This is a genomic window from Flexivirga sp. B27 (assembly GCF_052905685.1).
The window spans coordinates 1,099,922-1,123,423 of the sequence record NZ_JBPYUM010000001.1 but is presented as its reverse complement, the minus strand read 5'-3'; the positions used below and the strand labels follow the sequence as shown (position 1 = coordinate 1,123,423).

The following is a 23,502-nucleotide window of genomic DNA, read 5'->3' as shown; positions in this document are numbered from 1 at the left end:
CCAGGAGGTCAACTCTGCTGGCCGAACTGCGCCGCGACCTTCTTGGCGGTGTTGCTGTCCGGGCCGGGCTGCGGCACGAAAACGGCCTCCCGGTAGTAGCGCAGCTCGTTGATCGAGTCGCGTATGTCGGCAAGCGCCCGGTGCCCGCCGTTCTTCGCGGGCGCGTTGAAGTAGACCCGCGGGTACCACCGGCGGGACAACTCCTTGACCGACGACACGTCGATGATCCGGTAGTGCAGGTGCGACTCGAGCGTCGGCATGTCGCGGGCGAGGAAGCCGCGGTCGGTGCTGACGGTGTTGCCACCCAGCGGCCACTTACCCTCTTCGGGAGCGAACTCGCGCACGTAGTCCATGACCTGTTGCTCGGCCTGGTCCATCGTCAGCCCCTCGGCGAGCTCGTCGAGCAGTCCGCTGCGGGTGTGCATGTCCCGGACGAAGTCGTTCATCTGGTCCAGGGCTTCCTGCGACGGCTTGATCAGCACGTCGACGCCGTCACCGAGCTGGTTCAGCTCGAAGTCGGTGACCAGCACGGCCACCTCGATCAGCGCGTCGTCGGTCAGGCTCAAGCCGGTCATCTCGCAGTCGATCCAGACGATGCGGTCAGTGCGTGCCTTGTCTTCGCTCACCCGATCACTGTAGGGATCACAAGCGCGTATCGGTGCGTGAGGTTCGGTTGGTCTGCCGCGCAGCGGCGTCATACTCTGCCCGGGTGCTGCCGCCGCCCCGTCCCGATCGGCGCCCCACGCTCCGCAGGTGGTTGCTGGTCGCGTTGACCACCATCGCGTTCACGCTCGGTGGGCTGAGCATGCTGGTGCTGATCGACAATCAGTCCGGCCTGGTCGCCACCGTGGTGGGATTCGTCCTGTCGCTGGTGGTCATCGGTGTCGTCGTGCCGGTCTTCCTGTGGCTGGACCGTTTCGAGCGCGAGCCGACCTGGATGCTGGTCTTCGCCCTGCTGTGGGGCGCATGCATCGCGACGTTCAGCGCCTCGGTGCTGAACAACCTGGGCACGGTGCTGCTCGATCCGGTGCACGGCGCCAACGACCCGCCCGCGGTGTGGCTCGCCCCGGTCATCGAGGAGACGATGAAGGGCCTCGGCCCGCTGCTGTTGCTGATCTTCCGGCGCCGGGAGATCGACGGTGTGCTGGACGGCATCGTGTATGCCGGTCTCGCCGCCGCAGGCTTCGCCGCGGTCGAGGACATCGTCTATCTGGCGGCCGGATATGCGAACGCTGGTGATCAGGGGCTGTTCTCGACCTTCCTCGTGCGCGTGGTGATGAGCCCCTTCGCGCATCCGATGTTCACGGTCTGCACCGGCATCGGGCTCGGCATCGCCGCGACGAGCCCGCACCGGTGGCAGCGCGTGACCGCACCGCTGACCGGATGGTGTTGCGCGGTGGCACTGCACTGCTTGTGGAATGTCGGCGCCGTGCTGTCCGACGACGGATGGCTGATGTTCTACCTGCTGCTGCAGCTGCCGCTCTTCGTGGCGTTCCTGACGCTGATCGTGCTGGCCCACCGACACGAGGCGAAGCTGATATCCCGCAAGCTCGGCGGTTATGTGAGCGCCGGGACGCTGTCGACCCCCGAGGTCGTGATGCTGTCCTCGATCAAGGAGCGCCGCTATGCGCTGGCGTGGGCCGAGCGGCACGGCGGTGCCGAAGCGGTCGCGGAGATGCGCGAGTTGCAGGACGCCGCGAGCGAGCTGGCGATGGTGCGTGCTCGGCTGGATCGTGGCGACTCCGGACCGCAGACCGTGCACGCCGAGCAGCATCTGCTGGAGATCGTGCGGCAGCTGCGCGTGCGCTTCCTCGACTCCGCGCTCTACCGTTATTACGACGACCGGAAGATGACGATCGGGTAGCTGAGGTGCGGTCATGGGCGGCGTGAGCGGACGATCGCGGTATGCCGACCGTGCCGACGCCGGTGCAGCCCTCGCCGCGGCATTGGAGAGGTATGCCGGGCGGCGCGACGTGATCGCGCTCGGCCTGCCGCGTGGCGGGGTGCCCGTCGCTGCAGTGATCGCCGACCGGCTGCGGGTGCCGCTGGACGCCTTCGTGGTCCGCAAGCTCGGTTTACCCCGTCACCCGGAGGTCGCGATGGGCGCGGTGGCCGGCGCAGCCGGTGGGATCGCCACCGTGCGCAACGAGTCCGTGATCGCCTCCGCACATGTCCGCGGGGCCGATTTCGCACGGGTCCTCGAGCGTGAGACCGCCGAGCTGCGGCGTCGGGAGCGGCTCTATCGGGGCGGCCGGGTTGCTGTCGACGTGCGCGATCGCGTGGTGTTGGTGATCGATGACGGCCTCGCGACGGGCGCGTCGATGCGGGTGGCCCTGAGCGTCATACAGGAGCAGCGGCCGGCACGGATTGTCGTGGCGGCACCGGTCGGGCCGCCGGACGTCTGCGCGGCGCTTGCCGAGCAGGTCGATGAGGTGGTCGTCCCGTGGCAACCGGCGGAGTTCGTCGCCGTCGGTGCGGCATACCGCGACTTCGACCCGACCTCAAGCGACGAGGTGCGCGAGTTGCTCCGTGGGCGCAGGATGTGACCGAGGCGTCCGGTAACCTGCCAACTCTTGCCCCCGTAGCTCAGCTGGATAGAGCAAGAGCCTTCTAATCTCTAGGTCGCAGGTTCGAGTCCTGCCGGGGGTGCAAACAGACGGCTTGCTGGTTGTTTACGGCGGGCCAAGTTGAGTCGCGGCGGTCGACCCTGGATCATGTCGGTGTGTCGGACGACGTCGATGGTGCGCGATTGCTGGCCGCGATGCAGTCTTTGCGGCGAGGCGTCGAGGCGACGACATACCCACTGCAGTTGACCGACGTCGACGAGGCACGGCGCGAGCGCGGCGAGCTGCTCGCGCAACTGGACGACTACATCCTGCCGCGCGTCGAGTCGCTGGATGCTCCGCTGCTCGCGGTCGTCGGCGGGTCGACGGGTGCGGGGAAGTCGACGCTGGTCAATTCGCTGGTCGGCGAGCCGGTCACCAAGAGCGGCGTGCTGCGGCCGACGACACGTGCGTCCACGTTGATCCACCATCCGGCCGACGCCGAGTGGTTCACTGGCGATCGGGTGTTGCCCGGGCTCGCGCGGCTGACCGGCGGCGAGCAGGAGGACAGCGATCCCGGCACGCTGCGACTGGTCGCGGGCAACGTGCCGCAGGGGCTCGCGCTGCTCGACGCACCCGACATCGACTCGGTCGTGTCCGCCAACCGTGACCTGGCGCGGCAGTTGCTGTCCGCGGCGGACCTGTGGATCTTCGTCACCACTGCCATGCGGTATGCCGATGCCGTGCCGTGGAACCTCTTGCAACAGGCGATCGAGCGCGGCACCTCGGTGGCCGTCGTGCTCGACCGGGTGCCGCTGGACGCCATGGAGGAGGTCCGCGCCGACTTCTCGACCATGCTGATGGAGCAGGGCCTGGGCCAGTCGCCGGTCTTCGCGATCGCCGAGTCCGAGTTGGACGCCACCGGTCTGCTGCCCGGCGTCGAGGTCGAGCGGATCAACGGCTGGTTGGCTTCGCTGGCGGCCGATCAGCACGCGCGCAGCATCGTCATCCGGCGCACGCTGCAGGGCGCGATCGACTCGCTGGACGGGCGGGCCCAGATGCTGCAGTCGGCCCTGGAGCAGCAGGACGCAGCGCGCACGGAGCTGACCACGATCGCCGCCGAGGCGTATGCCGCGGCGTTGGACGGAGTCACCGAGGGCATGCGAGACGGCACGTTGCTGCGCGGTGAGGTGCTGGCCCGTTGGCAGGAGTTCGTCGGCACCGGCGAGGTCTTCCGTCAGCTGGAGGCCGGTGTCAGCAAGCTGCGCGACCGGGTCGGTGCCGCGCTGCGCACTCGTGCCCGGCAGCAGCCGGCCGACGACCTCGGTGCGGCGCTGCAGTCCGGGGTGGCCGCGCTCCTGCAGGCGCACGGGGAGACCGCCGCGATCACGGTCGCGCGGCAGTGGCGCCATACAGCCGGGGGAGCGGAGCTCGTCGGGGCGCATCCTGAATTGTCTTCTGTGTCAGACGGATTCGCCGAGAAGTCAGAGAAGCTGGTGCGTGCATGGCAGGACGACGTCCTGGCCATGGTGCGCGAAGAAGCCGGCGGCAAACGCACCACAGCGCGCTTCCTGGCCTTCGGTGTCAACGGCATCGCGGTCCTGCTGATGCTGGTCGTATTCTCCGCGACGGCCGGTCTGACCGGTGCCGAGGTCGGCATCGCCGGCGGCTCGGCGATCCTTGCGCAACGCTTGTTGGAGGCCGTTTTCGGCGACCAGGCCGTGCGCACTCTGGCGGCCAAGGCCCGCACTCAGTTGTTGACCCGCACCGAGGAGTTGTATGACGCCGAACGCACCCGCTTCGACGACGTGGTGACCGCGACGACCTCCGCCGAGGGCACGGCTGCGCAGCTGCGCACGGCGATCGACCAGGTCCGGGCGGCGCGATGAGGAGCGACACCGGGCAGGGCAGGAAGCCGGAGCAGAAGGTCGGTTGGGCGGACGTGACTGCACGTGCCGAGGCACTCGGGGAGGCGCTGCGCGTCGGCGGGGAGCAGTTGCCCACTGACGACGTGACGCACGCGCAGCAGGTGCTGCAGAAGATCCCCGCACGTCAGCAGATCGTCGGCGGACGCACGGTTGTCGTCCTGGCGGGCGCGACCGGCAGTGGCAAGTCGAGCTTGTTCAACGCGCTTGTGGCAGAGCCGGTTTCGCGGATCGGCGCTCGCCGGCCGACGACGTCCGTGCCCACGGCTGCCATGTGGGGCGACGAGCCCAGCGGCGAGCTGCTCGACTGGCTCGGGGTCGGCACGCGGCATCAGGTGCCGCCGACGACCCGACGCGCGGAGAGCCTCGACGGGCTGGTGTTGCTGGACCTGCCGGACTTCGACTCACGGGTCGCGCAGCACCGCGCCGAGGCGGACCGGGTGCTCGAGCTCGCCGACGTCTTCATCTGGGTCACCGACCCGCAGAAGTATGCCGACGCCGTGCTGCACGACGACTACGTCAAGCGCCTGTCCGGTCACTCCGCGGTCTCCCTGGTGGTGCTCAACCAGATCGACCGGCTGGACCGGGCGCAGATCTCCGAGTGTGTGGAGGACCTGCAACGGTTGCTCGCCGCCGACGGGCTGGCCGATGTGCCGGTGCTGCCGACCTCGGCCGTGCGCGGATTCGGCGTCGACGACCTGGCCGGCACCATCGGCTCGGTCGTGCACGAGCGCAATGCCGCCGAGCAGCGGCTGCTCGCCGACGTCCGGGGTGCTGCCACGGCGCTGAGCAGTGGTGTGGCAGCGACGGAGGCCAACCTCAGTGTTCAGGACGACTCCGAGCTGACCGATGCGCTCTGTCGCGCGGCCGGTGTGCCGGCAGTCGTCGACGCGGTGCGCCGCGACTACCAGCGACAGGCCGAGCACCACGGTGGCTGGCCGTTCACCCGGTGGGTCCACCGGTTGCGCCCGGAGCCGTTGCGCCGGCTGCGGCTGGACGAGGCGCACACGATGAACCGCTCGGGCGCCAAACTCGCGCTGGGCCGGTCCTCGTTGCCACCGGCGGGCCCGGCTGCCCGGGCGGCCGTCGATGTCGCGACCCGCAAGCTCGGTCGGCGCGCGGCCGAGGGGTTGCCGGCGCTGTGGGCGGAAGCGGCGCAGGAAGCCGCGACGCCTGCGGACGAACACCTGCACGACACCTTGGACCAAGCGGTCATCGGGACAGACCTGCACGAGCAGCGCCCGGCCTGGTGGTCCGTGGTGTCGGTGCTGCAGTGGGTGTTCGCGGCGATCGCCATCGCCGGACTGGCGTGGCTCGCCCTGCTGATCGCACTCGGCACGCTCCACGTGGACGCGTCCTCGCCGAAGTGGATCGGACTGCCGATCCCGTTGCTGTTGCTCGTTTTCGGGCTTCTCGCGGGTCTGCTGCTGGCGCTGTTGTCCCGCTGGGCCGCCGCGCGTGGGGCGCAACGTCGAGCAGAGCGGGTCCGTGCCCGGCTACGGTCGGCGATCGCGACGGTCGGCATGGAGCAGATCGTCAACCCGGTGGCCCGGGTGCTCGACGCGCACCGGCAGACCCGGGAGTCACTGACTGCCGCGGCCCGCTGAGCGACCGTCCACATCCCCCGAGACCGTCCACAACCTGGCCCGATGGCTCTCGCGCGGAGCCGTTGTCCGGCCCAGCCTGAAGGTCCACGCGGCACACGCGAAGGACGGGTGTCGCTTCGAGAGGGCAAGGGGTTCGACATGAACGAGACACACGTGACCATCCGCGGCAACGTGGTCGCCGACCCGGAGCGGATCGGCAGCGCCAAGGGCGACTTCACGACCTTCCGGGTGGCGGTCAACGAGTTCTACCGCGATCAGGCCGGCGGCGGTTTCGTCGACGGCCGCAGCTCCTTCTACAAGGTCGTGGCCTACCGCGCCGTCGGGTCCAACGTCCAGCAGTCGTTGAAGAAGGGCATGCCGGTGCTGGTCCACGGCGTCCTGCGGATGAGCCAGTGGCAGACCTCCACGGGGGAGAACCGGTCGGCTCCGGAGATCGAGGCGCACAACGTCGGCCCCGACCTGCGGTTCGGCATCGCGACCTACCAGAAGGTCCCGGCACAGGCCCAGCGCGCAGGTGGCTTCGGGTCGGGGTCCGGCGCGCGCCCCAGCTGGCATGCGGACGTGACCGCGCCGGCCCACGACCCGTGGGGCAATGCGGCCGACGGCTCGGCGCCGGCACCCGACTTCGCCGGAGCGGGCGGCGACGCCTCGCAACAGGAGCCCGACTTCGCCGAGGCGAGCAACGCGGACCAGCCTGCATCCACGGGGCCGTTGGTCGACCAGCAAGCGAGCTGATCGGCCCTTCGCAGCGCGTTGCGTCCCGACGGGTCGAGGACCGGATGACCGCGCCGCGCGGGCCCACCACGGACCACGATTTCGGTGGCACGGCATCGCCCCGATAGCCTGATGCGCATGCCCGAGTTCATCTACACCATGACCAAGGCGCGCAAGGCTGTCGGGGACAAACTGATCCTCGATGACGTCAGCATGTCCTTCTACCCAGGCGCCAAGATCGGCGTCGTCGGGCCCAACGGCGCCGGCAAGTCCACGATCCTGAAGATCATGGCCGGCCTAGACCAGCCGTCCAACGGCGAGGCCCGCCTGTCGCCCGGCTACAGCGTGGGGATCCTGCTACAGGAGCCGCCGCTCAACGACGAGAAGGACGTTCGCGGCAACGTCGAGGAAGGCCTCGGGCAGATCAAGGCCGACCTCGACCGCTTCAACGCGATCTCCGAGGAGATGTCCCAGCCGGACGCCGACTTCGACGCGTTGATGGCCGAGATGGGCAAGCTGCAGGAGAAGATCGACGCCGCCGACGCCTGGGACCTCGACTCCCAGCTGGAGCAGGCGATGGACGCGCTGCAGTGCCCGCCCGGAGACGCCGACGTCACCGTGCTGTCCGGTGGTGAGCGCCGCCGTGTCGCGCTGTGCAAGCTGCTGCTGTCCAAGCCCGACCTGCTGCTTCTCGACGAGCCGACCAACCACCTGGACGCCGAGTCGGTCAACTGGCTCGAGCAGCACCTGGCGTCATACCCCGGCGCCGTGCTCGCCGTGACGCACGATCGCTACTTCCTCGACCACGTAGCCGGCTGGATCTGTGAGGTCGACCGCGGTCGGCTCTACCCCTACGAAGGCAACTACTCCACCTACCTGGAGAAGAAGCAGGAGCGCCTGCAGGTCCAGGGCAAGAAGGACGCCAAGCTGGCCAAGCGGCTGAAGTCCGAGCTGGAGTGGGTGCGGTCCAACGCCAAGGCACGCCAGACCAAGAGCAAGTCGCGTCTGGCCCGCTACGAGGAGATGGCTGCCGAGGCGGAGCGCACCAAGAAGCTGGACTTCGAGGAGATCCAGATCCCGCCGGGCCCGCGCCTGGGTGCCCAGGTCATCGAGGTCAAGGACCTCAAGAAGGGCTTCGGCGACCGCGTGCTGATCGACGGGTTGTCGTTCACCCTGCCGCGCAACGGCATCGTCGGCGTCATCGGCCCCAACGGTGTCGGCAAGACCACACTCTTCAAGACCATCGTCGGCCTGGAGGAGCCCGACGAGGGCTCGGTCAAGGTCGGCGAGACCGTCGAGATCTCGTATGTCGACCAGGGTCGCGGCGGCATCGACTCGGAGAAGAACGTCTGGGAGGTCGTCTCCGACGGGCTCGACCACATCCAGGTCGGCCAGGTCGAGATCCCCTCGCGCGCCTACGTTTCACAGTTCGGCTTCAAGGGCCCGGACCAGCAGAAGAAGTCCGGCGTGCTCTCCGGCGGTGAGCGCAACCGGCTCAACCTGGCGCTCACCCTGAAGCAGGGCGGCAACCTGCTGTTGCTCGACGAGCCCACCAACGACCTCGACGTCGAAACCCTCGGCTCGCTGGAGAACGCCCTGCTGGAGTTCCCCGGCTGTGCAGTGGTCATCAGCCACGACCGGTGGTTCCTGGACCGGGTTGCGACACACATCCTGGCCTACGAGGGCACCGACGAGAACCCGGCCAATTGGTATTGGTTCGAGGGCAACTACGCGTCATACGAGGAGAACAAGATCGAGCGGCTCGGCGTCGAAGCCGCCCGCCCGCACCGCGTGACGCACCGTCGCCTGACGCGCGACTGACCGCGCACCACTGCACGTCGAAGGGCCGGGTCCATTCGTGGACCCGGCCCTTCGCGTTGCCTGTCGGCAAACGGCGGTTCGGCCCGAGAGGGGGCGCGGCTCAGGCGTTGGCGGTCTCGCGGGCAGCGAGCTCGGCGTCGGACATCAGCACGCAGAACTCGTTGCCCTCGGGGTCGGCGAGCACGGCCCAGCCGCGGTCCGGCTTGCGGCGGTCGTCAACCATCGTCGCGCCGAGCCCGACAATGCGATCGACCTCCTCGTCGCGGGTCAGGTCGGTGGAGCGCAGGCAGAAGTGCATGCGGTTCTTGACCGTCTTGGGCTCGGGGACCTTCAGGAAGAGCAGGAAGGTGTCGTTCGGGCCGATCAGCCCGGCCTCCTCGTCACCGGGGCGTGGCGGGTCGTCCTCCTCGAGCTGGTAGTCACCCAGGACCTGGCTCCACCACATCGTCTGCGCGTAGGGGTCGGCGGCGTCGAAACAGAAATTCGCGGCTCGTGAAGTCATAGCGCACATCGTTGCGGCTGGTACCGACAGCGGGCAACGTCATTTGCGGTGCGGGAGCTCAACCCACGCGGTGCCGCAGCCGGTGCCGCAGATTGGCCTTCACCATCGGCCAGGTGCGGGCGACGATGCTGTATTGCGCCGTGTCACGCACGACGCCATACGTGTCCATCGAATCGGCGCGCAGGATGCCCTCGAGTTCGGCGCCGAGCCGCTCGATCGCAGTGCGGGACTGCAGGTTCATCTTGTGTGTGCGGAAGCGGACCGCCTCGACTTGCCAGGTCTCGAACGCGTGCGTCATCAGCAGCAGCTTGCTCTCGGGGTTGGTGCCGGTGCCGTGGGTCGATTCGCGATTCCAGGTGGAGCCGATCTCCACGCGGGGGACCGACGGCACGATGTCCATGAACGTGGTCATCCCGAGCACCGCCTCGTCGGCGATCCGGATCGCGGTGAACGGCAGCATCGTGCCGGCCTCCTGCAGGGTGAGCCGCCGGTCGATCTCAGCCCGCATGCCCTCTGGTCGCGGGACCGAGGTGTACCACCGGTCCCACAGTTCCCCGTCCGAGGCTGCCTCGACGAGCCGATCGTGGTGGTCGTGATGCAGCGGCTCAAGACGGACCAGCCGGCCGGTGAGGGTGACCGGTGTCAGGGGGAGGGGGATCGACATACCCCGATCTCAGCACACGAATGGCGTGGCCGCGGCTGCGGGAGCGGGTGGGCGCGAAGTCAGTCCGCGGTCGCTGTCGCCGTCGGCATGGACGACGGTGCGGACGCGCCACCCGACGCAGGACCCGTCGGCGAGCTCGTGTCGCCGGGTTCCGTGTCGCCGGATTTCGTGTCGTCGAAGATCAGCATGCTGCCGCCGTAGCAGGCCACCCAGACCTGGTGAGTGGCGTCGTCATACGTGATGCCGATGGGAGCGGGGTCGGTCGGGACGCGCTGGACGACCTTCATATCGGCCGTGGTGATCTTGCTCGCCGACTTGCCGAAGTAGTTGACGACATACAGCGCAGTGCCGTCCTCGGAGATGGCCATGCTGCGCGGCTCAGGCCCCGAAATCACCTGGGAGACAACCTTGTCCGTGCTCGTGTCGATCTTGTAGACGCGGTTGGTGCCGCTCGCGGCGAGGTAGAGCGTCTTGCTGTCCGGTGACAGCACGAGGTGCCGCGGCCGGTTGACCTCCATGATCACGTGGTGCTCGCCGGTGTCGAGGTTGACGCGGAAGACCTTGTTGCCGTACATCGCCGCGACGTATGCCGTCTTGTTGTCGGGCATGATCACGATGCCGCGCGGTTGTGCGGCCAGCTTGATCGTCTTGACCTCCTTGGCCTTCGCACGGTCGATGATGCTGATCGTGAAGTCACACCAGTTGCTGATCACGACCTTCTTCTGGTCGGGGGTGATCGCCACGAACTTTGGCACTGCGCCGACCTCGATCGCCTGATCCCAGTCCTGCCGCTCAGCGTTGTAGCGATAGACGAACCCGCGGTCGTAGCCGCTCTTGGGCGAGCACTCGTCCTGTGCCGAACCCTTGAAACCCGGACCGGACATCACGTAGTTGGACACGTAGGCGTATTTGGCGTCCTTGGTCCACGCCGCTTCCACCGGGCCGCCCTTGGAGATGCCCTTGTGCTTGGGGAAGCCGAACTTCGACAGGTCGACAGCGTCCGAGAGCCGCTTGACCAGCTTGTGGGTGGTGCTGTCGTAGACGGTGATCGAGTGGCTGTAGATCATGTTGTTGGCCAGCACCAGGCCGTGCCCGCTCGCGTCGACCGACTTGGGCGTGATGCCGCCGGTGAAGCGGTCGATCTGCTGCAGGCGGGTCTGGTCCGATCGCCCCTGCTGCGGGACCTTCTTCGGAGACGGAGTGTTGTGCGGCGCCGTCGCTGTCGGGGCGCCCGGGCTGAATGTCGCCAGGCCCTGCGCCGTCGCACCGTCCGGCTTCACCGTCTGCCACAGCCCGATCGCGGCTGTCACCAGCACGAGACACAGCAACGCCGCAAGCGCAACCGCGATGCGCCTGCGCCGGACGTAGATCTGCCCCTGCTTCCAGTGGGTCCGCTCACCCATGCGGTCGAGCGTATGGTGCGATCGCCCGGATTTCCTACTTATAAGCGGCGTGCCGCGCAGCGCGTCATACAGCTGACTGGCGGGCGTGCAACCAGAATCGCCTGCGGGTCGCGAGCAGCGGGCGCCCCGTGTCCGGACCCGACGCGTGCAGGTCGAGCAGCACGTCGGCATAGCGCTCGACGCTGAAGTCCTCGGGGACGTCCCACGGCACGAGCTGCACGTAGGCGACCAGCGCTGCGACGTCGGGGAAGACATAGTGGCCGGTGCTCTCCGCACCGTCGATGATCTCGAGTCCGGCAGCCTGCAGATCGGTGCGCGATCGCGCGTAGGTGACGTCCGGAGCGTTGATGCCGAGGCCGAAAGCCTCTCGTATCTCACCGAATTCGTCGCCGCCGACCTGCTGCGTCAGGAAGCTTCCGCCGGGCGCCAACACCCGGGCGACCTCGTCTGAGCGGTATCCCTCGTGGCGGTTGAGGACCAGATCGAACGACGCGTCCGCGAAGGGCAGCAGGTCACCGGCGCTGCCCGGGTCGTTGTCGGCACCCACCACACTCACGTTGTATGGCGCGAGCCGCTCACCGGCCACGGCGACGTTGGGCCGCCAGCCCTCCATCGCGACGGTGTGCGCCGGCAGATCGTCGGCGAAGCTGCTGAGGAACTCACCGCCACCGGTGCCCATGTCCAGCACGGCCGAGGCGGAGGCCAGCGCGGCGCGCCATACGGCTGGCAGGTCCCACGGCACGGTGGACTCGCTCATCCGGCCCTGCAGCGAGCTGAAGTCCCACCCCTCGGGCTGGGTGCGCTCCTCGGCCGCCCAGGACGCCAGCAGCTCCCTGTGCCGGACCTGCTGGTCCTCCTGCCGGCCGCTCATGAGTCCTTCACGCGCACCATGCCCTCCTGGGCGACGGAGCAGATGAGCTTGCCGTCGAGGGAGTAGATCTTGCCCAGTCCCAGGCCGCGACCACCGGAGGCGGACGGCGACTCCTGCTCGTAGAGCACCCACTCGTCGATGCGGCCGGGGCGGTGGAACCACATGGCGTGGTCCAGGCTCGCCGGACGCAACCGGGGATCGGCCCAGACCAGGCCGTGCCGGCGCAGCACGGACTCCAGCAGGGAGTAGTCGGAGGAGTAGGCGAGCACGGCGGCGTGCAGCAACGGGTCGTCGGGCAGGTCGTCGACTGCCTTCATCCAGACGTTCTGGTGCGCGGCGTGCTGTCGGCCGGGCACCAGATAGATGGCGCCCTCGACGGTGCGGACATCGAGCGCCCGACGCTTCCAGTGCTCGACGGCCGGGTGGTCGATGCCGGCGAGCTCCTCGGCGGTGGTGCGCACCCGGTCGGGGTCGGGCACCGACGGCATCGCCGACTGGTGGTCCAGGCCCTCGGCAGGCTCCTGGAACGACAGCGTCGCGGACAGCAGGGTCTTGCCGTATTGCATCGCGTAGACCCGACGGACCGAGAACGAGTTGCCGTCCCGCAGGTTTTCGACACCGAACTCGATCGGGTGGGTCGAGTCGCCGGGACGGATGAAGTAGGCGTGCAGCGAGTGGATCGGGCGGGTCGGGAAGCCGGCCGATGCAACGGTGCGTCCGGCCGCGATCACGCTCTGCGCGAGCACCTGGCCACCGAAGGCGCGCCCGTGCGGAGTCTCCTGGCTGCGTCCGCTGAACAACTCCAGCGAACGCTCGCTCAGGTCCATCTCGGGGGCGCCGTCCGGAGCGGTGATGACGGAGTTCGACCGCGCCTCACCCACCGGGCGGAGGTCCAGGACGTCGAGTAGGTCGGCGACGGGCGGAAGCTGCGGGGCGGAGTCGTCGGAGGTCACCCGGTGAGCGTAACGATGCGGCTGGGACGATGTCGGCATGGCTGCCCGTCCTCGCCCCTATTACGTCGACGTCCCGCTGCGCTGGTCCGATATGGACGCGCTCGGTCACGTCAACAACGTGCAATACCTCCGGCTGCTCGAGGAGGCGCGGGTGATCGCCTTCGCCGACTGGTTCGAGGGGGTCGACGTCGGCCCCGAGGGCCGGCCGCCGCTGGTCATCGCCCGCGCCGAGATCGAATACCTGCGCCAGCTGCACTGGCGCAGCGAGCCGGTTGTCGTGGCGATCTGGGTGTCGCACCTGTCGGGAGGGTCCTTCGACACCAGCTACGAGGTGCGCTCCTCGCGCGATGCGGATGCCGAGATCTTCGCCACGGCCGAGACGACGCAGGTGGTCTTCGACATGACGACCCAGCGCCCCGTGCGGATCGCCGACGCGCACCGTCAGCTGCTGGAAGCACGCTCGGGCCCGCCGGTGGCGATGCGTCGGCGGCGGAAGGAGCGGCGATGATCCTGCAGTTCGCGGACACACAGACGCGGGCCGACCTGGTGACGTATGTCGGTCGCGCACGGCAACTCGACTCCGACGGTGCGATCCGCCTGCAGGCCGTCGGCACTGCCCTGGCTGCATGGGTCGGCGTGCTGCCCGGGGAGGGGCTGACCCGGTCGGGGACGACCCTCGGGCTGCGGGTCCTGCCACTGGCCGAGCCGGCCCAGCTGGATGTCGTGGTGCCACTGGCCGGCCTCGCCGACCGGTTCGCACGAGACCCCGCTGGTGCGCAGCTGCCCGTGCCGCCCACGGAGGTTCGTGCCGCCTGGGCGTCGCTGTCGCCGCCGCAGGGTGGCTGGCAACTGGTTGGTGAGATCCCCGTGCAGCCGCTCAATGACGTTGCTGCACAAGGCATCTCCGACATCACTGCAGGTGCGCCGGAAGGCTCGGGTGCGCACGCGGTCGACGGCCTGCGGCGGGCGGTCTGGTCACGACCGATGCCCGTGCTCGGCGACGTCGAGGGACTGCCGACAGGGGTCGCCTTCGCGGCATACACACTGGGTTTCCTGGTCGGCTCCACCGCCAAGGTGTATGCCGCCGGCCGGTGGCACCGCGTCACGACGCCTGCGGGGCATGTGCTGGTGCGCTGATCAGACCTGCAGCCACACCGCGGCGTCGGTCGGGAGCACTCCGGCGATCTCGGGCGCACTGCTGACGAGAACCGTTGCGTCAGAAGGCAGCTCGTAGTCTGCCTCGCCCAGGTTGAGGATCACTCGCACCGTGGCGTCCGCGGCCGCGATGTCATATCCGACGATGTCCGGACCGAGGTCGAGCTGAGTGGTCGAACCCTCGCCGAGTCGCAGGTCGCGACGGGTCTGCAGCAGCGTGCGGTAGAGCTCCAGGGTTGACCCCGGCACATCGTCCTGCTGGTCCACGGCCAGGGCGCCATACGACTCGGGCTGGGGGAGCCAGGTGTGCTCGCCGGGGCCGAAACCGTAAGAGGCAGAGTCCTTTTCCCACGGCATGGGGATGCGGCAACCGTCGCGGCCGGCCTCCTTGTGCTCGGTGCGCTGATAGGTCGGGTCCTGGCGCACCTCGTCCGGGAGTGTGGTGTGCTCGGGCAGGCCGAGCTCCTCGCCGTAGTAGACGTAGGCGCCGCCGGGCAGTGCGAGCATCAGGGTGGTGGCGGCGCGTGCACGGCGCAGGCCGAGCTCTGCGTCGGGTTGCGGGTCGGTCGCGAAGATCCCGTTGGGGCGTGGCTCGCCGACCGGCAACGCCAGGCGGGTCGCATGCCGCACGACGTCGTGGTTGGACAACACCCAGGTCGTCGGTGCACCGACCGCGTCGTTGGCCCGGTAGGACTGCGCGATCGCGGCGCGCAGATCGTCGGCCCGCCACGGGGTCACCAGGAAGTCGAAGTTGAAGGCCTGCTGGAACTCGTCGTCGCGCACGTAGCGCGCCAGCCGCTCCGGCGGCTCGACCCATGCCTCGGCACACATGGCGCGTTCGCCCGGGTAGGAGTCCAGGATCTTGCGCCAGTCGCGGTAGATGTCGTGGACGCCGTCCTGGTCCCACATGGGCGGCCGAGTGTCGGCCTCGGTCAGGTCGATCATGTTCATCGGGCCGGTCCAGTCGGGCAGCCCGGGCGCCTTCACCAGTCCGTGCGCGACGTCGACGCGGAAACCGTCGACCCCGCGATCCAGCCAGAAGCGCAGGATGTCTTCGAATTCGCTTCGTACGACGGGGTTTTCCCAGTTGAGGTCGGGCTGCTTGCGGTCGAAGAGGTGGAGGTACCACTGGCCCGGCGTGCCGTCGGCCTCGGTGATGCGGGTCCAGGCGTCGCCGCCGAAGACGCTCTGCCAGTCGTTCGGCGGCTCGCCGCCGTCGGCGCCGCGCCCGTCGCGGAAGATGTAGCGATCGCGCTCGGGCGATCCCGGTGCCGCGGTCAGCGCGGCTCGGAACCATGCGTGCTCGTCCGAGGTGTGGTTGGGCACGAGATCGACGACGACGCGAAGGTCGTTCGCGTGCGCGGCGCGGATCAGTTCGTCGGCGTCGGCCAGCGTGCCGAAGAGCGGATCGATGTCGCGGTAGTCGGCGACGTCATACCCTGCATCAGCCTGCGGCGAGGTGTAGAAGGGCGACAGCCAGACTGCGTCGACGCCCAGCGCCTTGAGGTAGGGGAGTCGGGCGGTGATGCCCGGCAGGTCGCCGATGCCGTCGCCGTCGGAGTCGGCCCAGGAGCGCGGGTAGATCTGGTAGATCACGGCACTGCGCCACCACTCGCGGTCGCCGCTTGTGGGGTGGACCAGGTGTGCGGTCGCGTCGTTCGAAGCAGTCACCTGATCCAGTGTGCCGAGCCGTATGGCGGGGGCCAAACCGACGCAGCGTGACGCTGCACACACACTCTCCGCTGCTACGTGAGCAGTTCGCGGCCACGGTGATCGGTTGTCACCGAGCTGCGGGTTATTGCTGGGGTTATTCGTCCCAGGCGTTGACCATCGAGTATGCCGCGCGGGTCAGGTAGTCGCGCAGCAAACCGTCGTGCCGGGCGTCCAGGTCCAGGGTGTCGACGGCGTTCATCATGTGCAGCAGCCAGCGGTCGCGCTGGGTGGGTGTGACGGCATACGGGACGTGCCGCATGCGCAGCCGGGGGTGCCCGCGTTGCTCGCTGTATGTCGTGGGCCCGCCCCAATACTGCTCGAGGAACATCCGCAGCCGGTCCTCGGCGGGGCCGAGGTCCTCCTCGGGATACATCGCCTTCAAGGGTTCGTCCTTGGCGACGCCGAGGTAGAACTCGTGCACCAGCTTCCGGAAGGTCTCGTGCCCCCCGACTTCCTCATAGAACGTGCTCACAGCTCCTGATCCTCTCAGGTGCCGATCGACGGGCCGTACGGCGGCAGCTGCGGCCCACGCACACCGGCCTCGTCCAGCGCCATCTTGGCGCGCTCACGGATCTCGCGGGCGACGCCGTACTGCTCGTTCGGCACGCAGGTGGCCACGATCCGCAGGGTGACCGATCCGTTGGACATCTCCTGGACACCGGCCACCACCGGCTCCTCCAACAGCCGCTCCTTCCAAGGGGATTCGTCGTCGACATCGGCCGCGACCGTGCGCAGCACGCGCAGCGCCTTCTCCACCGGCTGGTCGACGGCGATGGGTATGTCGATGTAGGTGGTCGCATAGCCCTGGGACTTGTTGCCGATCCGCAGGATCTCGCCGTTGCGGATATACCAGACCACACCCTCGAAGTCGCGGATCCGGGTGACCCGCAGGGTGACCTCCTCCACCGTGCCGACCGTCTCGCCGGTGTCGACGACATCTCCGACGCCGTACTGGTCCTCCATGATCATGAAGATGCCGGACAGGAAGTCCTTGACCAGGCTCTGCGCGCCGAAACCGAGGGCGACACCGCCGACACCGGCCGAGGCGAGCAGCGGCGCCAGGGGCACGCCGAGCCGGGCCATCACGGTCAGCGCCGCGACGCCGAAGATGATGATGGTCGCCACGGAGCGCAGCACCGAGCCCATGGTGGCCGCACGTTGCTTGCGGCGCTGGGAGTCGAGGCCGGTCGCCTGGCGCAGCACGCGTCCGGCGCGTCCCGAGCGCTCCGGGCGGGAGCGATGCTCCATTGCCTGCACGGCCCGGTCGATGGCGCGGACGACGAGCCAGCGCAGCACGACGGCGCCGATGATGATGCACAGGATCATCAGCGGTGCACCGACGGCCCACTCGAGTGTCGATTGCTGCTGGTCGGTCGCGGCAAGTCGGATCGGCATGTGCTCATCATTACGGCCCGGCCTCGCGACGGTGCAAATCGCCTCTGACACACTGAGCCCTATGCCCGAAGCCCCCTCCGAGAATCTCGCTCGGCTCGCGCGCGCCCACGGTGTCGCGACCGAATATTGGGACTGGCGTGGCAATCACGTCACAGTCGGCACGGACACCATCCGCTCCGTGCTGGCGGCGCTCGACGTCGACGCCGCGGACGAGCCGTCGGCCGAGCGGGCGCTGGCCGACAAAGAGCTCGAGGGATGGCGCCGCGTGCTGCCGCCGGTGATCGTGATGCGCGAGAGCTGGACCCCGTGGGTGCCGGTGCACGTCCCCGAAGGTGACAGCATCGAGGCGCGGATCACGTTGGAGGACAGCGCGATTCGTGACCTGACGGTCATGGACCCGTCGGAGATCAGGGAGGTCGACGGGCTGCCGACGAGCGAGTCCACCATCGAGCTGCCGGGGGATCTGCCGCTCGGCTATCACTCGTTGCAGGTGTCGTATGGCGCCGGCAGCGTCGCCACCGCGACCGTCATCGTGACACCGGAGCGGTTGGTACTGCCCGCCGCGCTGGAGCACGACCGGGCATGGGGGCTGGCCGCCCAGCTCTACTCCGTCCGGTCGGAGCGTTCCTGGGGGCTGGGTGATGCCGCCGACCTGGCCGAGCTGGGCACCTGGGCGGTGCGCCAGGGCGCCGACTTCGTGCTGATCAACCCGGTCCATGCCGCCGAGCCGGTGTCGCCGATGGAGCCCTCGCCATACCTGCCGACCACCCGACGTTTCGTCAACCCGCTCTACATCCGGGTCGAGGAGGTCCCCGAGCTGGGCTATCTGTCCGCCGCGCAGCACCAGCTCGTGGAGTGGCACAGCGACGACGCCCGACGGCTCAACAAGCTGGATCACCTTGACAGGGACGGCAGTTGGCAGTCCAAGCAGGCCGCCCTGCGGATGATCTTCCGCACCGAGAGCACTCATCGCCGGCGGCGTGACCTGGAGAGTTTCGTCGAGCGGGAGGGTCAGCCGCTGATCGATTTCGCGACCTGGTGCGCGATCACCGCCGACCGTGGCGGCGAGTGGCCGGACTGGCCGGAGGAGTTGCGCGATCCGCGCAGCGATGCGGTCGCCGCCGAGCGGGACCGGTTGTCCGACGAGGTCGATTTCTACTGCTGGATGCAGTGGATCGTGCAGTCGCAATTCCTCGACGCCCAGCGCGAATTGCGTTCTGCGGGAATGTCGGTCGGCGTCATACAAGATCTGGCGGTGGGTGTGCACGCGCGCGGCGCGGACACCTGGGCGCTGGGTGACGTGCTGGCACAGGGTATGTCGGTCGGCGCGCCACCGGACGACTACAACCAGCTCGGACAGGACTGGAGCCAGCCGCCGTGGCGGCCGGACCGGCTGGCCGAGACCGGATATCAGGCATACCGCGACCTGCTGCGCACGAGTTTGCGGATGTCCGGCGGCCTGCGGGTCGACCACATCCTCGGCCTCTTCCGGCTGTGGTGGGTGCCGGAGGGCAAGAAGCCGCTCGAGGGCACCTATGTGCGTTACGACCACGAAGCCATGGTCGGCATCCTGGCGCTGGAAGCGCATCGTGCGGGCGCGGTCGTCATCGGCGAAGACCTTGGCACCACTGAAGATTGGGTGCGCGACTACCTGTCGGACCGAGGGGTGTTCGGCACTTCGGTTCTGTGGTTCGAGCGCACCGACGACGGCGGGCCCAAGCCGCCGGAGACCTACCGCACGCTCGCCATGGCGAGCGTGACCACGCACGACCTGCCCCCGACGGCCGGCTACCTGCAGGGCGAGCACATCAAGGTCCGCCACGAGCTCGGCCTGCTGACGCGCCCGCTGGAAGAGGAGATGAAGGTCGACGACGCCCAGCGTGAAGCGGTGCTCGCGGAGCTGCGGTCGCGCGGACTGTTGCGTCCGGGCACGTCGGTCGACGACCAGGTGGACGCGCTGCACAAGTTCCTCACCTGGTCGCCCAGCAAGCTGTTGAGCGTGTCGGTCAACGATCTCGCCGGCGACGTCCGCACCATCAACCAGCCGGGCACCGACGAGGAATATCCCAACTGGCGACTGCCGATGAGCGGCCCCGACCGCACCCCGACGTCGCTGGACGACCTGATGGTCTCCCGGCGTGCGAAGCGGTTGATCCGTGCGGTGACTCGTCGGGGTGATCGCTGACCTGCTCCCGCGGGTCACCGTCAAGCCCAGCCCAGTCTGATCCAGGCGCCAGCCCCGGCAAGTCCGCCGGCCGCCGGTACGAACGTCGCGACTGTCGCGAGTTACTCGCCCAGGACCCGGGCCAGGTAGGCGTCGAGCAGCGCGCCGAGACGACGCGCGTCCGGCCGCCCGCCGCGGGTGACGGCGTCGAAGGTCAGCCCGTCGGTCACAGCCAGCAGCAACTCTGCCTCGCGACGTGCTTCGGCCTTGGACGGTTTCGCGCCGGCACGCGCTGCAGCGACCACGAACGCGTCGGCGAGTTGATTGGTGACGCTCGCGAGCATGCCGCTCTGCACCTCGGCGAGCGCGGGCGCGGTCGACGCACGTGCCGCGAAGGCGACATACACCTTCGCTTCGCGGGTGCGTGTTGCATCCAGTGGCAATAGCTCGCGAAGTATGGCGGACAGGTTCATCCGCACATCATCACTGAATTCGACTGCGGCAACACGTGTTTCGGTCGACTCGACGACCTGCCGGAAGGCTGCGAGCAGCATCTCGTCCTTGGTGCGGAAGTGGTGCTGCACCGCGCCGATGGACACGCCGGCGGTCGTCGCGACCTCACGCACGGTCACGGCGTCCAGGCCGTCGGTCGCGATGATCGCGCAGACGGTCTCGAGCAGATGTGCGGCGGGAGCGGTGCCCGTTGACGGATCGGACATGAGGTCTACCATACAACCGTATGGACCAATACAAGCGTATGGGAAAGCGCGGCGCGGCGATGCTCGTCGCATCGGTGGTGTTGCTCGCGCTGCAGTGCGCGCAGGTGCGGCTCGGCTGGAGCGACGGCACGACGGCCAGCATCTATGCGGTGGTGCTGGTGGTGAATATCGCTGCCACCCTTGCGTTTCCGCGTGGCAAGTCGGGCGTGATCCGCTTCGTGCAGCGCTGGATCGTCAATCCGCCGGTGCGGCTGCTGCTCCACGTGGGGGTGATGCCGCTCGGCTACGCGCTCCTGGAGACACGCGGGCGAACGTCCGGCAAGCCGCGTCGGACCCCGGTCGGCAACGGGCGGCAGGGGGAGGAGTTCTGGATCGTCGCCGAGCACGGAATGCGCGCCGGCTACGTGCGGAACATCGTGCGCGACCCGCACGTGCGGATCCGGATGCGCGTCGGCCTGCGCTTCCGGTGGGTCGACGGCATCGCGTCGCTACACCCCGAACTGGACCCGATCGCCATACAACGCAGGCTGTCGGCGTGGCACCCGCTGCGCGCCTTCAACGCCGTGCAGGTGCAGGTGCTCGGCAGTGACTTGCTGGTGGTGCGGGTGGAGCTACGCCCAGCCGACCGAGGGGCGCACCACATGACCGAGAAGACCAGCAAATCGGCCGATTTGCTGGTCCCCTCGGTGCACAAGCGGTCCTCTCGGTCAGCGGATGACCGAGCGGCGATCACTCATCGCGAGCTTGCGCCGTGAGCGCCACCCGGACGATGTCGCGGTTCTCCGCGACGAGGCGCACCAGACCGGCCGGCGCGTCCTGGTTGTCGGCAAGCCACGCCTCGGTCGCGTCGATCAGCGTCTTGTTGGACAGCGCGATCGGGTAGAGCACCGTGACGAAGTTCGACGCCATCGCGTAGGTCCGCGCGTCCCAGACCCCCCGCAGCGCCGCGTGATAGCGCTCGACATACGGCTCGAGCAGCGCGGTGTCGTGCACACGGCCGAAGCCGAGCGCCATCGAGCGTGCCGTGTCGTTGGGCAGCGAGTCGGTCTCGACCAGGTCGTGCCAGGCCTTCGCCTTAGCCTCTGCCGTCGGGTATGCCGCACGGGCGCCCGCGGCGCGGGCGATGCCGGTCGCGGTGTTGTCCGCCGCGAGCTGCGCGTCGACCTCCGCGTCCGTGGCCGCACCCGCGGCCGCCAGCGAGGTGAGCAGCGTCCACTTCATGTCGGTGTCGAGCGCCAACCCGTCGACGGTCTCGGTGCCCTCGAAGAGGCCGCGGACATACGCGACGTCACTGTCGCTGCGGGCCAGGCGCGCGAAGGCCTGCACCAGCTGCAACTGGGCGTCGCTGCCCGGCTCGGCGGCATTCAGCAACTGCCGGAACGTGGTTGCCGCCTCATCGGCCGCCTCCAGCCGGTGCTCCGGACGCAGCAGCGATGTGGTGTGCCCGAACGCGCCCGACGTCAGGAACGCAGTGGTGGTGCCGATGATCTGACCGATCATCGTCTGTCGCATGGTCGAGTCGGTCTCGGCGCCGACCGCCGCAAGGGCGTAGCGGACGTAGTCGCGGGGCGCCAGCTCGCCGTCCCGTGTCATGTCCCACAGCGCACCGGAGACGACGGCGCGAGCGAGGGAGTCGGTGATCGCCGTGGGGTTGGCGAGCACCGTCTGCAGCGACGCGGGGTCGAGGCGCACCTTCGCATAGGTGAGGTCCTGGTCGTTGACCAGCAGCAACTGCGGCAGCGGCTTGCCGACCAGGTGCGGGACATCGGTGAGCTCGCTGTCGACGTCGATCTCGACCGACTCGCTCGCGGTCAGCGTGCCGTCGGCGAGGTCGTAGGAGCCGATCGCCAGCCGGTGCGGGCGGATGGTCGGGTAGTCGGCGACGGCAGTCTGCTCCAGCTGCGCCTTGGTCACCACGCCGGAGTCGTCGACCTCGATCACCGGGCGCAGCGTGTTGACGCCGGCGGTCTTCAGCCACAGGTCGCGCCAGGTCGACAGGTCCCGGCCGGACGTCGCCTCGAGCTCGCCGAGCAGATCGTCGAACGTCGTATTGCCCCACTTGAATTTGCTGAAGTAGGAACGCAATCCGGCAACGAAGGGGTCGATTCCGACATACGCGACGAGCTGCTTGAGCACCGACGCGCCCTTGGCGTAAGTGATGCCGTCGAAGTTGGCCTCGACGTCCTCCAGGTGCCGCATGTTGGCGTAGACCGGGTGGGTGGAGGACAGCTGGTCCTGCTTGTAGGCCCAGGTCTTCTCACTGCTGCTGAACGTCGTCCACGCGGTGTCCCACTGGGTGACCTCGGCCTGGCACCACGTGGATGCCCACTCGGCGAACGACTCGTTGAGCCACAGGTCGTCCCACCACTGCATGGTGACCAGGTCGCCGAACCACATGTGCGCCAGCTCGTGCAGCACGGTCAGTCCGCGACGCTCGATGAGCGCCTCCGGCACCTGGGTCCGGAAGATGTAGGTCTCGGTGATCGTCACGCAGCCGGCGTTCTCCATCGCACCGGCGTTGTACTCCGGGGTGAAGATCTGGTCGTACTTCGCGAACGGGTAGGGCTCGCCGAACTTCTCCTCGAAGAACGCAAAACCCTGCTTCGTGACGGCGAAGAGGTTGTCGGCGTCGAGGTGCTCACGCAGCGACTTGCGGCAGTAGACGGCGAGGGGGACGGTGCCGCCCGCCGCCTCGACCTCGTCGCGCACGACGTCATAGGGACCGGCCACCAGTGCCGTGACGTATGACGCCAGGCGCGGCGTCGGCTCGAACTGCCAGGTCGCGGCCGGCTCGGCGGTGCCCGTGGGACCGGTGTAGGTCTGCTCGGCGGGCTGCGGCTCGGGGGTCGGCTGGTTGGAGATCAGCTGCCAACGGGCCGGAGCGGTCACGGTGAAGGCGAACGTCGCCTTCAGGTCGGGTTGCTCGAAGACCGCGAAGACCCGACGGCTGTCGGCGACCTCGAACTGCGTGTAGAGGTAGACCTCGTCGTCGGTCGGGTCCACGAAGCGATGCAGGCCCTCACCGGTGTTCATGTAGGCGCCGGTCGCCACGACCGTCAGCTCGTTGGACTCCGCCAACGTCGGCAGCGCGATGCGGGCACCGTCGAAAGACGTTGCCGGGTCGAGGGATTCGCCGTTCAAGGTGATCGACTCCACGGACGGGCCGAGGAAGTCGATGAACGTCGGTGCAGTGTCGGTCGCGGTGAATCGCACTCGGGATGTGGTGCGGAACGTCTCCGGGCCGGTGGTGAGGTCCAGAGCGACGTCATACGACTCGACGGTCAGTGCGGAGGCGCGACGCTGCGCCTCCTCACGGGTGAGATTGGTGTTGGGCACTACAAAAGCTCCATCAA

The 23,502-nt window shown here is 68.6% G+C and carries 21 protein-coding genes and 1 tRNA gene; 11 read left to right on the top strand and 11 right to left on the bottom strand.

The features are described from left to right. Positions 1 to 8: 8 nt before the first annotated feature. On the bottom strand, positions 9 to 626 hold the full coding sequence (gene orn, locus ACSZL9_RS05140) for an oligoribonuclease (RefSeq protein ID WP_446664395.1): 618 nt from the start codon (positions 624 to 626) through the stop codon (positions 9 to 11). An 83-nt stretch (positions 627 to 709) separates the two neighbouring features. On the opposite strand from orn, the gene ACSZL9_RS05135 reads away from it, so the two are divergent. The 7 genes from ACSZL9_RS05135 (at position 710) to ettA (ending at position 8,610) form a co-directional block, all read left to right on the top strand. Further along, on the top strand, positions 710 to 1,864 hold the full coding sequence (locus ACSZL9_RS05135) for a PrsW family intramembrane metalloprotease (protein WP_446664394.1): 1,155 nt from the start codon (positions 710 to 712) through the stop codon (positions 1,862 to 1,864). Between the two features lie 13 nt (positions 1,865 to 1,877). Then, positions 1,878 to 2,546, top strand: coding sequence for a phosphoribosyltransferase (locus ACSZL9_RS05130; RefSeq protein ID WP_446664393.1), 669 nt, complete (start codon positions 1,878 to 1,880; stop codon positions 2,544 to 2,546). Between the two features lie 29 nt (positions 2,547 to 2,575). After that, positions 2,576 to 2,649, top strand: a tRNA-Arg gene (locus ACSZL9_RS05125). Positions 2,650 to 2,722: 73 nt separating this feature from the next. After that, positions 2,723 to 4,432 (top strand): dynamin family protein, encoded by a 1,710-nt coding sequence (locus tag ACSZL9_RS05120; RefSeq protein WP_446664392.1) that lies wholly within the window; start codon positions 2,723 to 2,725, stop codon positions 4,430 to 4,432. Beyond that, positions 4,429 to 6,075: a GTPase gene (locus tag ACSZL9_RS05115; RefSeq protein ID WP_446664391.1), complete on the top strand. Its 1,647-nt coding sequence runs from the start codon at positions 4,429 to 4,431 to the stop codon at positions 6,073 to 6,075. The genes ACSZL9_RS05120 and ACSZL9_RS05115 overlap by 4 nt, the downstream gene beginning before the upstream one ends. A gap of 138 nt (positions 6,076 to 6,213) precedes the next feature. Next, positions 6,214 to 6,810: a single-stranded DNA-binding protein gene (locus ACSZL9_RS05110; protein ID WP_446664390.1), complete on the top strand. Its 597-nt coding sequence runs from the start codon at positions 6,214 to 6,216 to the stop codon at positions 6,808 to 6,810. A gap of 117 nt (positions 6,811 to 6,927) precedes the next feature. After that, complete coding sequence (ettA, locus tag ACSZL9_RS05105) at positions 6,928 to 8,610, top strand: energy-dependent translational throttle protein EttA (RefSeq protein ID WP_446664389.1); 1,683 nt, start codon at positions 6,928 to 6,930, stop codon at positions 8,608 to 8,610. Between the two features lie 100 nt (positions 8,611 to 8,710). On the opposite strand, the gene ACSZL9_RS05100 is transcribed toward ettA, so the two are convergent. From ACSZL9_RS05100 to ACSZL9_RS05080, 5 genes are all read right to left on the bottom strand, one after another. Further along, a complete protein-coding gene (locus ACSZL9_RS05100; RefSeq protein ID WP_446664388.1) occupies positions 8,711 to 9,112 on the bottom strand; it encodes a VOC family protein in 402 nt (133 codons plus the stop codon). Positions 9,113 to 9,170: 58 nt separating this feature from the next. Then, on the bottom strand, positions 9,171 to 9,776 hold the full coding sequence (locus ACSZL9_RS05095) for a GNAT family N-acetyltransferase (protein WP_446664387.1): 606 nt from the start codon (positions 9,774 to 9,776) through the stop codon (positions 9,171 to 9,173). Between the two features lie 59 nt (positions 9,777 to 9,835). Continuing rightward, positions 9,836 to 11,179 carry a YncE family protein gene (locus tag ACSZL9_RS05090; protein WP_446664386.1) on the bottom strand — a complete coding sequence of 448 codons (1,344 nt, stop codon included), beginning with the start codon at positions 11,177 to 11,179 and terminating at the stop codon, positions 9,836 to 9,838. 64 nt (positions 11,180 to 11,243) lie between these two features. Continuing rightward, on the bottom strand, positions 11,244 to 12,050 hold the full coding sequence (locus tag ACSZL9_RS05085; protein ID WP_446664385.1) for a methyltransferase domain-containing protein: 807 nt from the start codon (positions 12,048 to 12,050) through the stop codon (positions 11,244 to 11,246). Then, positions 12,047 to 13,003, bottom strand: a complete 957-nt coding sequence (locus tag ACSZL9_RS05080; protein ID WP_446664384.1) for an acyl-CoA thioesterase — start codon at positions 13,001 to 13,003, stop codon at positions 12,047 to 12,049. The genes ACSZL9_RS05085 and ACSZL9_RS05080 overlap by 4 nt, the downstream gene beginning before the upstream one ends. A 37-nt stretch (positions 13,004 to 13,040) precedes the next feature. Between ACSZL9_RS05080 and ACSZL9_RS05075 the strand changes: the two genes are divergently transcribed. Both ACSZL9_RS05075 and ACSZL9_RS05070 read left to right on the top strand, forming a co-directional pair. Then, positions 13,041 to 13,511, top strand: a complete 471-nt coding sequence (locus ACSZL9_RS05075; protein WP_446664383.1) for an acyl-CoA thioesterase — start codon at positions 13,041 to 13,043, stop codon at positions 13,509 to 13,511. Then, positions 13,508 to 14,140, top strand: a complete 633-nt coding sequence (locus ACSZL9_RS05070; RefSeq protein WP_446664382.1) for a hypothetical protein — start codon at positions 13,508 to 13,510, stop codon at positions 14,138 to 14,140. The genes ACSZL9_RS05075 and ACSZL9_RS05070 overlap by 4 nt, the downstream gene beginning before the upstream one ends. Here ACSZL9_RS05070 and ACSZL9_RS05065 read toward each other — a convergent pair whose 3' ends face one another. The 3 genes from ACSZL9_RS05065 to ACSZL9_RS05055 all read right to left on the bottom strand — a co-directional run bounded on the left by ACSZL9_RS05065 (position 14,141) and on the right by ACSZL9_RS05055 (position 17,266). Next, positions 14,141 to 15,829 (bottom strand): glycoside hydrolase family 13 protein, encoded by a 1,689-nt coding sequence (locus ACSZL9_RS05065; protein ID WP_446664381.1) that lies wholly within the window; start codon positions 15,827 to 15,829, stop codon positions 14,141 to 14,143. A gap of 136 nt (positions 15,830 to 15,965) precedes the next feature. After that, a complete protein-coding gene (locus tag ACSZL9_RS05060) occupies positions 15,966 to 16,343 on the bottom strand; it encodes a globin (RefSeq protein ID WP_446664380.1) in 378 nt (125 codons plus the stop codon). Between the two features lie 14 nt (positions 16,344 to 16,357). Further along, positions 16,358 to 17,266, bottom strand: a complete 909-nt coding sequence (locus ACSZL9_RS05055; RefSeq protein WP_446664379.1) for a mechanosensitive ion channel family protein — start codon at positions 17,264 to 17,266, stop codon at positions 16,358 to 16,360. A gap of 61 nt (positions 17,267 to 17,327) precedes the next feature. On the opposite strand from ACSZL9_RS05055, the gene malQ reads away from it, so the two are divergent. Beyond that, entirely contained in the window at positions 17,328 to 19,451 is a 2,124-nt protein-coding gene (malQ, locus tag ACSZL9_RS05050) for a 4-alpha-glucanotransferase (RefSeq protein ID WP_446664378.1), read from the top strand. Positions 19,452 to 19,552: 101 nt separating this feature from the next. On the opposite strand, the gene ACSZL9_RS05045 is transcribed toward malQ, so the two are convergent. Then, on the bottom strand, positions 19,553 to 20,149 hold the full coding sequence (locus ACSZL9_RS05045; RefSeq protein ID WP_446664377.1) for a TetR/AcrR family transcriptional regulator: 597 nt from the start codon (positions 20,147 to 20,149) through the stop codon (positions 19,553 to 19,555). A 20-nt stretch (positions 20,150 to 20,169) separates the two neighbouring features. On the opposite strand from ACSZL9_RS05045, the gene ACSZL9_RS05040 reads away from it, so the two are divergent. Next, entirely contained in the window at positions 20,170 to 20,904 is a 735-nt protein-coding gene (locus tag ACSZL9_RS05040) for a nitroreductase/quinone reductase family protein (RefSeq protein ID WP_446664376.1), read from the top strand. Here ACSZL9_RS05040 and pepN read toward each other — a convergent pair. Continuing rightward, positions 20,879 to 23,485: an aminopeptidase N gene (gene pepN, locus ACSZL9_RS05035; RefSeq protein WP_446664375.1), complete on the bottom strand. Its 2,607-nt coding sequence runs from the start codon at positions 23,483 to 23,485 to the stop codon at positions 20,879 to 20,881. The genes ACSZL9_RS05040 and pepN overlap by 26 nt on opposite strands. Between the last annotated feature and the right edge of the window lie 17 nt (positions 23,486 to 23,502).